At 63.2% G+C, this 12,667-nt stretch carries 11 protein-coding genes and 1 pseudogene; 7 read left to right on the forward strand and 5 right to left on the reverse strand.

Features of this window, described 5'->3' with window-relative positions; all coding sequences use genetic code 11:
- Positions 1–13: 13 nt before the first annotated feature.
- Entirely contained in the window at positions 14–784 is a 771-nt protein-coding gene (locus tag BLW05_RS01550; protein ID WP_177142530.1) for a class II aldolase/adducin family protein, read from the reverse strand.
- A 208-nt stretch (positions 785–992) separates the two neighbouring features.
- Between BLW05_RS01550 and BLW05_RS01555 the strand changes: the two genes are divergently transcribed.
- A complete protein-coding gene (locus tag BLW05_RS01555) occupies positions 993–1,313 on the forward strand; it encodes a DMT family transporter (protein ID WP_093158831.1) in 321 nt (106 codons plus the stop codon).
- Between the two features lie 19 nt (positions 1,314–1,332).
- Here the strand turns inward: BLW05_RS01555 and BLW05_RS01560 are convergent, their stop codons facing one another.
- Together BLW05_RS01560 and BLW05_RS01565 are read right to left on the reverse strand one after the other, a co-directional pair.
- On the reverse strand, positions 1,333–1,866 hold the full coding sequence (locus BLW05_RS01560) for a DUF2889 domain-containing protein (RefSeq protein WP_177142531.1): 534 nt from the start codon (positions 1,864–1,866) through the stop codon (positions 1,333–1,335).
- A 97-nt stretch (positions 1,867–1,963) separates the two neighbouring features.
- Entirely contained in the window at positions 1,964–4,717 is a 2,754-nt protein-coding gene (locus BLW05_RS01565) for a cation-translocating P-type ATPase (protein WP_093158836.1), read from the reverse strand.
- 204 nt (positions 4,718–4,921) lie between these two features.
- On the opposite strand from BLW05_RS01565, the gene ppk2 reads away from it, so the two are divergent.
- Complete coding sequence (gene ppk2, locus BLW05_RS01570) at positions 4,922–5,755, forward strand: polyphosphate kinase 2 (RefSeq protein ID WP_093158838.1); 834 nt, start codon at positions 4,922–4,924, stop codon at positions 5,753–5,755.
- Here the strand turns inward: ppk2 and BLW05_RS01575 are convergent.
- Positions 5,740–6,684 carry a LysR family transcriptional regulator gene (locus BLW05_RS01575; protein ID WP_093158841.1) on the reverse strand — a complete coding sequence of 315 codons (945 nt, stop codon included), beginning with the start codon at positions 6,682–6,684 and terminating at the stop codon, positions 5,740–5,742. The genes ppk2 and BLW05_RS01575 overlap by 16 nt on opposite strands.
- Positions 6,685–6,812: 128 nt before the next feature.
- On the opposite strand from BLW05_RS01575, the pseudogene BLW05_RS01580 reads away from it, so the two are divergent.
- From BLW05_RS01580 to BLW05_RS01590, 3 genes and pseudogenes are all read left to right on the forward strand, one after another.
- Positions 6,813–7,400: pseudogene (locus BLW05_RS01580) on the forward strand (DUF3100 domain-containing protein); the annotation flags it as partial.
- A gap of 37 nt (positions 7,401–7,437) precedes the next feature.
- Complete coding sequence (locus BLW05_RS01585) at positions 7,438–8,493, forward strand: M20 aminoacylase family protein (protein ID WP_093158844.1); 1,056 nt, start codon at positions 7,438–7,440, stop codon at positions 8,491–8,493.
- A 7-nt stretch (positions 8,494–8,500) separates the two neighbouring features.
- Positions 8,501–9,895, forward strand: a complete 1,395-nt coding sequence (locus BLW05_RS01590) for an L-serine ammonia-lyase (protein WP_093160368.1) — start codon at positions 8,501–8,503, stop codon at positions 9,893–9,895.
- Positions 9,896–10,075: 180 nt separating this feature from the next.
- On the opposite strand, the gene BLW05_RS01595 is transcribed toward BLW05_RS01590, so the two are convergent.
- The gene (locus BLW05_RS01595; RefSeq protein WP_093158846.1) at positions 10,076–10,984 is read right to left on the reverse strand and encodes a LysR family transcriptional regulator; all 909 of its coding nucleotides are present in this window, start codon (positions 10,982–10,984) and stop codon (positions 10,076–10,078) included.
- Between the two features lie 140 nt (positions 10,985–11,124).
- Between BLW05_RS01595 and BLW05_RS01600 the strand changes: the two genes are divergently transcribed.
- Together BLW05_RS01600 and BLW05_RS01605 are read left to right on the forward strand one after the other, a co-directional pair.
- Positions 11,125–12,126, forward strand: a complete 1,002-nt coding sequence (locus tag BLW05_RS01600; protein WP_093158849.1) for an aromatic ring-hydroxylating oxygenase subunit alpha — start codon at positions 11,125–11,127, stop codon at positions 12,124–12,126.
- A gap of 58 nt (positions 12,127–12,184) precedes the next feature.
- On the forward strand, positions 12,185–12,667 hold the full coding sequence (locus BLW05_RS01605) for a cupin domain-containing protein (RefSeq protein ID WP_093158851.1): 483 nt from the start codon (positions 12,185–12,187) through the stop codon (positions 12,665–12,667).

The following is a 12,667-nucleotide window of genomic DNA, read 5'->3' on the forward strand; positions in this document are numbered from 1 at the left end:
GCCGGCAAGCGCGTCAATCCACCAGATCCGGATCGCTCGCGATGATCTCGTCCCACAGCGTCTGGAAAGAAAGCCAGCCGAAGGTCGGCGACCCCAGCACCGATGCGAGCCAGCGTGCGTCCTCCTCGCGCCATTGCGTCGGCTTGCCGGCGGCTTCGGCCATCAGCTGGGCCTCGCAACAGCGGTTCATCAGCACGAACCACCACGCGGCCTCGTCGATGCTCTGCCCCGTCGTGAAGATGCCGTGGCCGGCGTGGATCGCGACGCGGTGCTCGCCGAAGCCGGCCGCGAACCGGCTTGCCGCCTCGGGATCGCGCACCACGCGCGGCTCGCGGATCAGCGCCTGGTTCCCGAAGAAGATGCACGCATCCTGCGTGATGGGGTCCAGCAGGCGCTCGAACGACGACCAGGTCGAGGCATGCGGCGCGTGCGCATGGCAGACCGCGTTCACTTCCGGGCGCGCGCGGTGGACTGCCGTGTGAAGCAGCAGTCCGACCGGATTGACCATGCCGCTGCCGCGAACGACCTTGCCCTCGGGGTCGACCTGCACCAGATGCGACACCTTCACCTGATGCATCGCGACCCCGACCGGGTTGACCCAGAAGTGGTCGGGCAGCTCGGGATCGCGAACCGTCACATGGCCCAGGAGGCCTTCCGAGAAGCCGCGCCGCCCGAAGATCCTGCAGGTGGCGGCGAGGCGCTGCAGGGCATGCGTTCGCTCGGCCGCCTTGGTCTCGAAGCGCGGCGGGGTTCGGGTCACGAAATTCTGAACGCCGATCTGCACGATGGCTCTCCTTCAGTCGCGGGAGTTCCGGCTCGACGCCGGTCGGCGTAGTGAATCAGATCGCCCGGGCCTCTGCAACCGCGAACGCCTGCATGGCCTTGTTGCAGATTGGAGGCCGACTATGATGCCCCCCACATCAGGAGGACGGCCTCCCCCGCGTCGGGAACATTGTCGGGACGGCCGGTTGTCTTTGACAAGGAGAACCCTCATGGCCTGGACCTATCTCGTCATCGCCGGCATCCTCGAAGTGGCTTGGGCCTATTCGATGAAGCTCTCGGAAGGCTTCACGCGGCCAGTCGCGGCGGCAACGACCATCGTGCTGATGATCGCCAGCTTCGCGCTGCTTTCCATTTCCATGCGCACGCTACCGTTGGGCACGGCCTATACGGTGTGGACCGGCATCGGCGCCGTCGGCGCCTTTGTGGTCGGGATCGTCGCGCTGGGCGAACAGGCCAGCCTCATGCGGATCGGCGCCGGCGTGCTGATCGTCGCAGGCATCGTGCTGATGAAGCTCTCCTCGCCGCAGTGACGCAGCGCAGCGCACGGCCCTACGAGGGATCGGGCGCTTCGGCTTTCTCGGGCTTCGGCCGGTACCAGCGCGGATAGAACGCGGCGACGCGCGGTCCGTCGGTCGCGAGCGCATGGCACCCGTCGAGTTGGAAAGGCTTCTCGGTCTCGGACACGCCGAGGTGGGTCCCGGCCAGCGTCTGGAGCACGCCGGTGCCCATGGTGCGCAGCAATTCCGACATGTGCGTACAGCCGCGGACGCCGCCGAAGAGCCGGGCGGTCTGCCGGCTGAAGCCCGGGCCGACGCGCAGGCCGATCAGCTGCGTGTAGTCCGGCGCGATGTTGCCGCAGGCATCGGGGAACGGCGCGGCGTCAGTCGAGGCGACCGCGTCGACGATGAGCGCCGTCGAATCGACCGTCAGGCGCAGCCACATCGAGTGGATCGCCTCGCCGCCCGGCCGCTCGCCGCCGGGAAAGACGAAATGCTGGTCGCGCACATCGCACAGATGGCCTTCGACGTCCCAGAGGCCGTCGCTGCGGCGATAGCCGCGAAGGGTGATCGTGCGCCCGTTCACAGGGGCGCGTTCTGCAGTGGGTGGAGGCAATGGCATGGCTGGCGCACGATCATGCCCGAGCGTCGGCGAACCCGTCTTGCGCACACTGGTTGCCCCTTCAAGCGCCTCGCTCGCCCGCCTCGCTGGCAGTCACCAGGCGCTTCAACCCCTGGTTCGACCGGATGACCAGCTTCTCCGCCTCGACCACGAGGAAGAACCCCAGCCCGCCCGCGATGAGCCACGGCCAGACGTATCCGGGAACCGCCTCGGTGCCGAAGACCGCCTGCAGCGGCGGCGCATAGGTGAAGAGCAGCTGAAGAACCACGACCGCGCCGATGCCCATCGGCAGGTACTTGTTGCCGAGATGGGCCTGCAGCGACATCGAGCTGTCGATCAGGTAGCGGCTGTTCAGGAGATAGAAGCACTGGCCGATCGTGATCGCATTGACCGCCACGGTGCGCCCGAGCTCGTCCGAAGCACCGTGCCCCTTCATCCAGTAGAAAGCCCAGAGCGTGAAGCCCAGCAAGGCCAGGCCGACAAAGACGATGCGCCAGAAACCGAACCCTGTGAGGATCGGCCGATCGACTGCGCGCGGCGGCCGGCTCATCACGTCCGCCTCATGCGGCTCGAAGCAGATCACGAGCCCCAGCGCGACGGAGGTCACCATGTTGACCCACAGCACCTGCGGCGCGGTGATCGGCAGCACGAGTCCCATGAAGATCGCCACCGCGATGACCAGCGCCTGAGCGAAGTTCGTCGGGAACAGGAAGAGGATCGCCTTCTCGATGTTGTTGTAGACGGTGCGGCCTTCCTTGACCGCTTCGCTGATCGAGGCGAAGTTGTCGTCGACCAGGATCATCTCGGCCGCCTCCTTGGTCACTTCGGTCCCCTTGATGCCCATCGCCACCCCGATGTCGGCCTGCTTGAGCGACGGCGCGTCGTTCACTCCGTCGCCCGTCATGGCGCAGATCTGCCGGTTCGCCTGGATCGCCTTCACGAGCCGCAGCTTGTGTTCCGGGCTGGCACGCGCGAACACGTCGACATCGCGCACCGTCTCGCGCAGCGCGGCTTCGTTCATGGCCTCGATCTCAGTGCCGGTGACTGCGGTCTTGCCGTCTCCGATGCCGAGCATCCGCGCGATCGCGGCGGCGGTGATCCGATGGTCGCCGGTGATCATCGTGACGCGGATGCCGCCGGTGTGGCATTCCTTGACCGCCGCGATCGCTTCGGGCCGCGGTGGATCGAGAAGCCCGATCAGCCCGATGAGCACCAGATTCCTCGGCAAGTCCCCTGGGCCGAGCGCGGCCGTTCCGAGTCCGGCGTTGTCGAGCCAGGCGAGGCCCAGCACGCGCTCGCCCCGGGCGGCCATCTGGTCCGAGACGCGCATGAAGCGCTCGCGGTCCAGCGCGGCGACCGCGCCGTCGACCCCTTGCTGGCGATCGCAGTGCTCCATGATGACTTCGGGCGCGCCCTTGACGAAGAGCACCTCGCGCCCGTCGGCGCCCGCATGCACCGTAGCCATGAACTTGTGCTCGGACTCGAACGGGATCGCGTTGATGCGCGGCCACGCTTCGCGTTCGGCATCGCGCTGCATGCCGATCTTGTTCGCGAACGGATACAGCGCGCCCTCCGTGGGATCGCCTTCGACCGTCCAGAGGCCCTCGCGCTGGAAGATCTCGGCGTCGTTGCAAAGCAGCGAATTGCGCGCGAAGAGTTCGAGCACCCGGTTCGATCCGGACTGGCGGCCGTCGTGCATGACCTCGCCCTCGGGTGCGTAGCCGCTGCCGCTCACCGTGTACTCGGCATCCGCCGATGCCGCCGAGACGACCATCATCTCCATGAGCGTCAAGGTGCCGGTCTTGTCCGAGCAGATCCGCGACACCGAGCCGAGCGTCTCGACGGCGGGAAGGCGGCGGATGATGGCGTTGCGCCGGGCCATCCGCTGCACGCCGATCGCCAGCGTGATCGTGATCAGGGAGGGCAGCCCTTCCGGAATGAGCGACACGGCGATGCCGACCATGGCCTGGAACAGCTCGACGAAGTTCATGCCGATCACCCAGTGGCCATACGCGAACACCACCACGCTGATCACGGCGACGACACCCGTGATCAGGTAGCCGAGCCGCTTGATCTGGCGCAGCAGCGGCGTCTCGAGCTGGCTGACGTTGGCCAGCAGCTGGTTGATCTTGCCGAGTTCGGTTTCGCTGCCCGTCGCAACCACCATGCCGGTCGCCCGGCCGGACACCACCATCGTCCCGGAAAACGCCATGCTCTCGCGATCGCCGACGGTCGACTTCACCGCGACCGGCAGGGTGGTCTTCTCCGCCGGGACCGATTCGCCGGTGAGCGCCGCTTCCTCGGTGCGAAGGTTCTTGACGTCGACGAGGCGCAGGTCCGCCGGCACCTTGTCGCCCGATTCGAGAAGCACCACATCCCCGGGCACCAGTTCGTCCGCGGGGATCATTCGCGTCTCGCCGCCGCGCGTGGCACGTGCTTCCGCGGAAAGCATGTTGCGGATCGAGTCGAGTGCCTTTTCGGCCTTGCCTTCCTGCACGAAGCCCAGCAGCCCATTGAGGAACACGACGCCGAAGATGATGCCGGCGTCGAGCCACAAGCTGAGCATCAGCTTCACGAAGCCGGCGCCGAGCAGCACGTACACCAGGATGTTGTTGAACTGACTGAGGAAGCGCATCAAGGGATGGCGCTTCTTGCCTTCCGGGAGCCGGTTCTTCCCGTGCGTGCGGAGCCGGTCGGCCGCGTCGCTTGCGCCGAGTCCTGCCGAGCGATCGGTGGCGAGTCGCTTCTCGACTTCGTCGATCGGCATCGCATGCCAGGAAGGTGTCTCAGCAGAAGCGGTCGGTCGTGATTCCATGGCCTCCTCCTTCTGGATCGCCTGGATCCGGTAGGAAACAGAACGCTGTCGGGCCCGCCAATGTAGGCCTCCGCGCGCCACCTGGGAAGCCTTTGGGACAGGCTTGGCAGCGTTGCCGAACGGCAGCAAACTGCATGTCGACCTTCAGCGATGCCGAGCCGCAAACACATCTGGCTGCCGCTGATGTCGCGAAGGAGGTGCCCGATGAAAGAGTCGAAAAGTGCCGCCCGACCCAATCCGGCCGAGAAACTGTCGCGTGACATCTATGAGCGGGAGTTGAAAAAGCTGCACGAAGAACTGGTCCTCCTGCAGAAGTGGGTCGTCGAGACCGGGCAGAAGGTCTGCGTGGTCTTCGAGGGACGCGATGGCGCCGGCAAGGGCGGCACGATCAAGGCGATCCTCGAACGCGTGAGCCCTCGAGTCTTCCATGTGGTCGCCCTCCCCGCGCCAACGGAGCGCGAAAAGTCGCAGATGTACACGCAGCGCTATCTGAAGCACTTGCCCGCCGGGGGCGAGATCGTCATCTTCGACCGCAGTTGGTACAACCGGGCGGGCGTCGAACGCGTGATGGGCTTCTGCACCGAGGAGCAGGCGCAGCGGTTCCTGAAGATCGTGCCCGAACTCGAGGATCTGGTCATCGAATCGGGAACGATCCTGCTGAAATACTGGCTCGAGGTCAGCGCGGAAGAACAGACGCGGCGCCTGCAGGCGCGCATCAACGACGGGCGCAAGACGTGGAAGCTTTCACCAATGGACCTCGAGTCCTATCGCAGATGGCATGAATACTCCCGAGCCCGTGACGAGATGTTCAAGGCCAGCGACAAGGACTGGGCGCCTTGGCACGTGGTGCGATCGGACGACAAGCGGCGGGCGCGGCTGAATGTGATCCGGCACATGCTGGACCACATTCCGTACAACGCCAAGCCGCCGAAACCGGTCAAGCTGCCCAAGCGATCGCTCAAGGGCGACTACGTCGAACCGGACTACCCCTACAGGTTCATCGCGGAGCACGATTGGGGCGCTCAACGCTCCGGTTGATTCGATCCGCGCTGGAAGTCGCCGCTCGCGCCCGTATCGCTCACGATCTGTCGCAGCAGCTCCGTGGCCGCCGGGGACAGCACCCGGCCGTGTCGCGAAATGACGTGGGTGCGGCCCTGATGCAACAACGGGTTCTTCATCGGCAGCGCGCTGATCTCGGCCGTGTCCAGATGCGCCGGCAGCGACAGGCGCGTCGACAGTGCATACCCCAGTCCTGCCGCCACGAAGTGCCCCAGCGCGCTGAACGAACTCGTGGTGAGCAGCGCGTTCAGGCGCACACCTTCGCTGATCTCGGCCGCCTCGATGTGCTGGCGCACGCCGAAGCCGCGATGCAGCGTTGCGCCGGGATAGGCCTGCAGGTCCGCCAGCTTGAGCGGCCGTCCCAGCCGCGTGAGCGGATGGCTCGCCAGCACCAGCGTCTGGATGGGCTGTGGGTGTGAATGATGCGAACGCAGGCGTTCGTCCTTCGGCGGCTGGAACAGCATGCCGATGTGTGCGCGCTCATCGACGATGCGCTTGACGATCTCGTCGCTGCTGCCCACATCCAGCGCGATCGTGATCCTGGGATGCGACTGCATGAAGGTGCGCAGGCTGTTGCGCATCAGCCAGTCGACGAAGCCCTCGCCCGCCACGATGTCGATGTGGCCGCGCTCGATCTTGCGGATGCTGTCGAGTTGCGCCAGCAGATGCTGCTTCTGGCTCTGCTGGCGGCGCAGGTAGCTGGCGAGCAGGTCTCCCGCATCGGTGGGCACGACGCCCCGTCCGCGCCGCTCGAGCAGGCGCGCACCGCATTCCGTCTCCAGCAGCGCGACCGCACGGCTGACCGCCGAAGCATCCATGCCGAGAACCTCCGCCGCGCCGCGCACCGAGCCGCTCTCGAGCACCTGCATGAAGTACCGAAGACGGCGGGTTTCCAGCTTGTCATCCATGGCGCGTGCCTCTAAGCGTTGCAATTAATGCAACAAAGATCCGGCAATTCTGTCATTGATGCACGACGGGCTTTCTTTCAGACTTCGCCTGCCCGCCCCGGGCGTTCACAGAAGGTCCCGAATCCCCCATGACTTCCGCCGCTTCTGCCACGCTTGCAACCGAATCGCTGGACAAGTCCGGCACAGGCAAATTCAAGCTCGTCGTCGTTTCGCTGATCGTCGTGGCGATCGCCGAGCTGATCGGGTCCACGCAGTTCAAGCTCGGTCCCGGCAAGGTGGTGCTGCTGCCGATGCTGTGGGCGCTGCTCATTGCCGCCGCATGGGGAATCGCCGCGCGCCGCGTGCCCTCGGTGGGGCGTGTGTCGACAGGTCTGCAGGCCTATGCGGGCGGGCTGCTCAATGCCGGGCTTCTGCTCTTCATGGTCAAGCTGGGCCTGACGGTGGGCGCGGCGCTGCCGCAGGTCCGCCAGGCCGGGTGGGCGCTGGTCTTCCAGGAGTTCGGGCACGCGTTCGGAACGCTGGCGCTGGGCCTGCCGCTGGCGCTGCTGCTGGGCATCAAGCGCGAAGCCGTCGGCGCAACCTTCTCGGTCGGCCGCGAAGGCAATCTCGTGATCATCGGCGAGAAGTACGGCATGGCCTCTCCCGAGGGCCGCGGCGTGCTGGCCGAATACATCACGGGCACGGTGCTCGGCGCGCTGTTCATCGCGGTGCTCGCCCGAGACCGCCTTCGAGGAGCACCGCACCGCGAACCTCGTGGCCAACGCGCTCATGCTGATGGACATCCCGGTGAATCGGGGGCTGGCCGGCACCGGCGTGGTCGGCACCTTGCGCAATGGCGATGGCCCGAGCATCGCGCTGCGCGCGGATCTCGACGCGCTCAACATGACCGAACTGGGTGACCGCCCGCACAAATCCACCTGCGTCGGCAAGATGCACGGTTGCGGGCACGACGGCCACACCGCGATGCTGCTCGGCGCGGCGCATCATCTGGCGCGCCACAAGCCGTTCCGCGGTACCGTGCATTTCGTCTTCCAGCCCGCGGAGGAAAACGAAGGCGGCGGCCGCAAGATGGTCGAGGATGGCCTCTTCGACCAGTTCCCGGCCGATGCGGTGTACGGCATGCACAACTTTCCCGGCATGCCGCGCGGCCGCTTCGGCATCCGCACCGGCACGATGACGGCGTACCTCGACACCTTCGAGATCGTCATCACCGGCAAGGGCTGCCATGGCGCGATGCCCGAAACCGGGATCGACCCCGTCATGATCTCCGCGCAGCTCATCAACGCGCTCCAGACGATCGTGAGCCGCCGCATCGGTGCAACCGACTCGGCGGTGGTCAGCGTGACGCAGATCCACGGCGGCGACACCTGGAACGTGGTGCCCGAATCCGTGGTGCTGCGCGGCACCGCGCGCACGCTCGATGCGGCCATCCAGGACAAGCTCCAGGCCGCCATGGGCCAGATCTGCGCGGGCATGGCGCAGACGCACGGCGCGACCGTGGCGCTCAACTACATGCGCGGCTATCCGGGCGTGGTCAACACCCCGGCAGAGACGTCCGCCGCCGCGCGCGCCGCCGCGAGCCTGGTCGGCGATGCGCAGGTCGACACCGACATCAAGCCGGCCATGGGCTCGGAGGACTTCGCCTTCATGCTGCTGAAGCGGCCCGGCGCCTACATCGGCATCGGCGCGGGCGAAGGCCCGAACGACCCGCCGGTGCACAACCCGTACTACGACTTCAACGACAACATCCTTCCGCTCGGCGCGGCCTACTGGGTGGCGCTGGTCAAGCAGCAGCTTCCGGTTGCATAGTGTGTCGATGCTGTCCGTCTTCGACATCTTCAAGATCGGCATCGGACCGTCGAGCTCGCACACGGTCGGGCCGATGCGCGGCGCGCGCATGTTCGCGGACGCGCTGGCGCGGGACGGGCTGCTTTCGCGGACGGCTCATGTGCACGTGACGCTTTATGGCTCCCTCGGAGCGACGGGGCATGGTCATGCCACCGACGTGGGCGTCATCCTCGGCCTGATGGGCGAGGCGCCGGATACGGTCGATCCAGCGACGGTACAGGCACGGATTCAGGATCTCCGGCGGTCCGGCAAGCTGCAGATGCTAGCTCGACATCCGATGGACTTCGAGCTGCTGCGCGACATCGAATTCGCCGGGCACGAGTCGCTGAGCGAACATCCAAATGGAATGCGGCTGATCGCGCAGGCATCCGATGGCGCGACGCTGGCTGATCGATGCTACTTCTCGGTCGGCGGCGGTTTCGTCGTCGAGCGAGGCGCCACGAGCGATGCGGCAGGTGAATCCCCGGCAACGACGTGGCCGTATCCATTTCAGACGGGCGACGAACTGATGTCGCAGGCGAGAGCTCACGGGCTTTCGGTTGCGCAACTGATGCTTGCCAACGAAAGCGTCTGGCGTGCCCCCGCCGACGTGCGCACAGGCGTGCTGCGCATCTGGCACGTGATGCAGCAATGCGTCCAGCGAGGCTTCGGCATCGACAACCCGTCGGCGAACGAGCACCTGCCCGGCTCGCTGCACATTCGCCGCCGTGCACCCCAGCTCCATCGCGAACTGCTCGCGCGTGACAGCGGCGCCGAGGGGGCGGACCCATTGGCCGCGATGGACTGGGTCAACGCCTTCGCAATGGCTGCCAACGAAGAGAACGCTGCCGGCGGCCGCGTGGTGACGGCGCCGACCAACGGCGCAGCCGGCGTCGTGCCGGCGGTACTGCACTACTTCGCGAAGTTCTGCCGCGGCGCATCCGATGACGGCATCGTCGACTTCCTGCTCACGGCGGCGGCCATCGGCATGCTCTACAAGGCCAACGCCTCGATCTCGGGTGCCGAAGTCGGCTGCCAGGGCGAAGTCGGCGTTGCGTGCTCGATGGCTGCCGGCGCTTTGGCGGCCGCACTCGGCGGCACCCATGCGCAGGTGGAGAACGCTGCCGAGATCGGCATGGAGCACAACCTCGGCCTCACCTGCGATCCGGTCGGCGGGCTGGTGCAGATCCCCTGCATCGAGCGCAATGCGATGGGTGCGGTCAAGGCGATCAACGCCGCGCGCATGGCCCTGCGCGGCGATGGCAGCCACTACGTGTCGCTCGACGCGGTGATCCGCACGATGATGCAGACCGGCGAGGACATGAAGTCGAAGTACAAGGAGACTTCGCTCGGCGGGCTCGCGGTCAACGTGGTCGAGTGCTGAGCTGATCCGTTCATTGCCGACACAGCGCCACCAACTCCGACTTCGCCGCTTCGTCGTACACGCTGCGTCTGTCGCTCTTGTGCCCCACCTCCAGCCGGCGCTTGAGGTCTTCCAATCGTCTGTCAGTTACGTTCCCACGTTCATCTATGGAACGCAGGTTGTCCGGTCACAGCCAGCAGTTCAAGGACGTGCTTCATTGAGCGCATACGTTTCCGACAGGAGAGTCAGGCTATCAAGAAATACCCGCACCTTGGCCGGCCGGAGGCGACGGCTCGGCATAAAGGCGAAGATTCGCAGTGGCTCACAGCTGAAGTCCGGCAGCAACGGCGCTAGTTGCCCCGCATCGACCGCGGGCTGACAAAAGCTTCGGGTAATACGTACGATTCCCACCCCTGCGATCGCAGCGCGAAGCCTGATGCCCGCATTGGCGCTTCGCATGCGCGGCGCTGCAATGGGCACCGAAAACTCAAGGCCCTTTGCATCTTTCATCATCCATTCGAAATCTTCAGGACCGGCGATCAAAGGCATTGCAGTGATATCTTCAGGTCGGACGGGCTTGGAAAATTTCGACAGTAATTCAGGGGCTGCGAACAAACCGCGCTCCAGGGAAAACACTCGACGCATTACTACGGTGGTCGATGAGAGGGGATGGTCATGCGGCGAGAAGACGATGTCGTAGTTGCGCCCGATCAAATCTATTTTTTGATGTAGAACATCGACGTTGATTTTGAGTTCGGGGTAACGGATCATCATATCACTGGCCAGATTTGCTAGATGATGCGCTCCAAATTCATAAGGCGCGGCGATGGATAGCATGCCTCTGACAGCGTCGCCCTTGGCCAGTGCTTCCAGCGCTATTTCCCTGAGCTCGCCAAACGGCTTCGAAATGCCGCGGTAAAGGGCTTCACCGGCCTCGGTCAACCGCACGCGACGCGTCGTCCGTTCCAGTAACTGGACCCCCAATTGCAGCTCGAGCCTGGCGACAGAAGCGCTGAGGCTTGACTTGGGGCGATCTATCGCCCTTGCCGCAACCGTAAAACCTCCGTGCGCGATCACTTGGCAAAACGCGTCGAAATCGTCCCAGTTCATTGTCCATCCTGATGAACAGTCAATCTTCAAAAACCCATTTTTTCATTTGGGCCGTGGCTATATTATAGGCTCGCCAAGGAAGTCTCGTGTGACGTCTTTGCAATTCTGACATAAGGGCATTCACAGGTAGAAAGATCGATATGCTTGCGACGCAACACAATTCATTGAGACGCTTTTGGTACCCTGTCGCCAGGGTGATGGACGTCAGCGATGCTCCGCTTGCCGTTACCCTCCTCGGCGAGCCACTTGCACTTTGGCGAATTGGTGAAAATGAATTCGGCGTGGTGAGAGACAAATGTCCGCATCGCTCGGCAAAGTTGTCGAACGGCTGGATCGACCAAGGAAATCTTGTGTGCCCTTATCACGGATGGACATACAACAGCAACGGATCGTGCGTTCGCATTCCGCAGATGCCTCGAAAAAAGCCGTCGAACAAGATCGTCGTTCAAAATTATCAATGCAAGTCGAAATATGGATATATCTGGGTTTCGCTCGACGAGCCGCTGCATGATATCCCAAACTTCCCCGAGGCGGAAAATCCGTTGTTCTATCAGATTCACGAATTTATGGAGGTATGGAACTGCAGCGGGTTACGAATCCTGGAGAACGGGCTCGACAACTCCCATTTTTCATTCGTTCACAGGAAGACGTTCGGACTGGAAAATCCGGCGCCGGCACCAGCAAGGTACGAGGACACGGATACCGGCTTCAATATGTATAGCAATGTCATCGTCAACAACCCGGGTCTGCAGAAAAACAACCTCGGCATTGAAAGCAAGGAAACTACGAGATACATGGAGCACAACTGGTTTATTCCATTTGGTCGTCGAATGAAAATCCAATACCCTAATGGCTTGATTCACACCATCATTACGTGGGCGACACCGATCAACGAACGGCAATCTCTATTCGTGCAGTTCGCCTTTAGAAATGATGAAGATTGCCATCCAAACGTCGAAGACATCATTGCATGGGACCGCGCCGTTACGAATGAAGATCGCTGCGTACTGGAGACGACAGACTGGAACACTCCGTTGACATCGAACGAAGAATTTCATATGGCGTCGGATATGCCAGGAATCAAAATGCGACGAAAAATAAGCGCCATGTTTTCTCAATTTGACAATGAAAATCGAGCCTAATCGAATTTTCAATCGAAAGAAAACATCAACTCACACCACAGCAGGAAGGAAATAGATCATGAGTACATTCGGCAAAATCATCGTTTCACCAAAACAAGAAAATAAGGTATTTCGCGTCCTGGATATCGTTGACATCAGAATTAGAATGAGCCGCAAGAGCGCTGGCGGCAGGTTTTCCATTTTCGAGGAATGCGTGCCGCCGGGTTACGGGGTTCCGTTTCATTTGCACAAAAATGAGGACGAAATGTTTTACATCGTCGAGGGCACATATCAAATCTGGTGCGACAAAATGACCTTGATTGCCGAGCCGGGCGATACGGTGCTTCTACCCAAGAATGTTCCTCATTCCTTTTACAACGCCGGGGACACCGTGAGCAAGACCATTAATACTTATTTGCCCGGCGGCTTCGACGAATTCGTCGAGGTGCTGTCTACCATGGGAACCGATATCGACCTGACCAACCTCGGCGATCTCGGCGTGAAATATGGGATTTCCTATACGACTCATCGTCCGTGGGAAGACAACGCCCTGGTGAGCTAG

This window comes from Variovorax sp. YR216 (assembly GCF_900107745.1).
Classification (GTDB): domain Bacteria; phylum Pseudomonadota; class Gammaproteobacteria; order Burkholderiales; family Burkholderiaceae_C; genus Variovorax.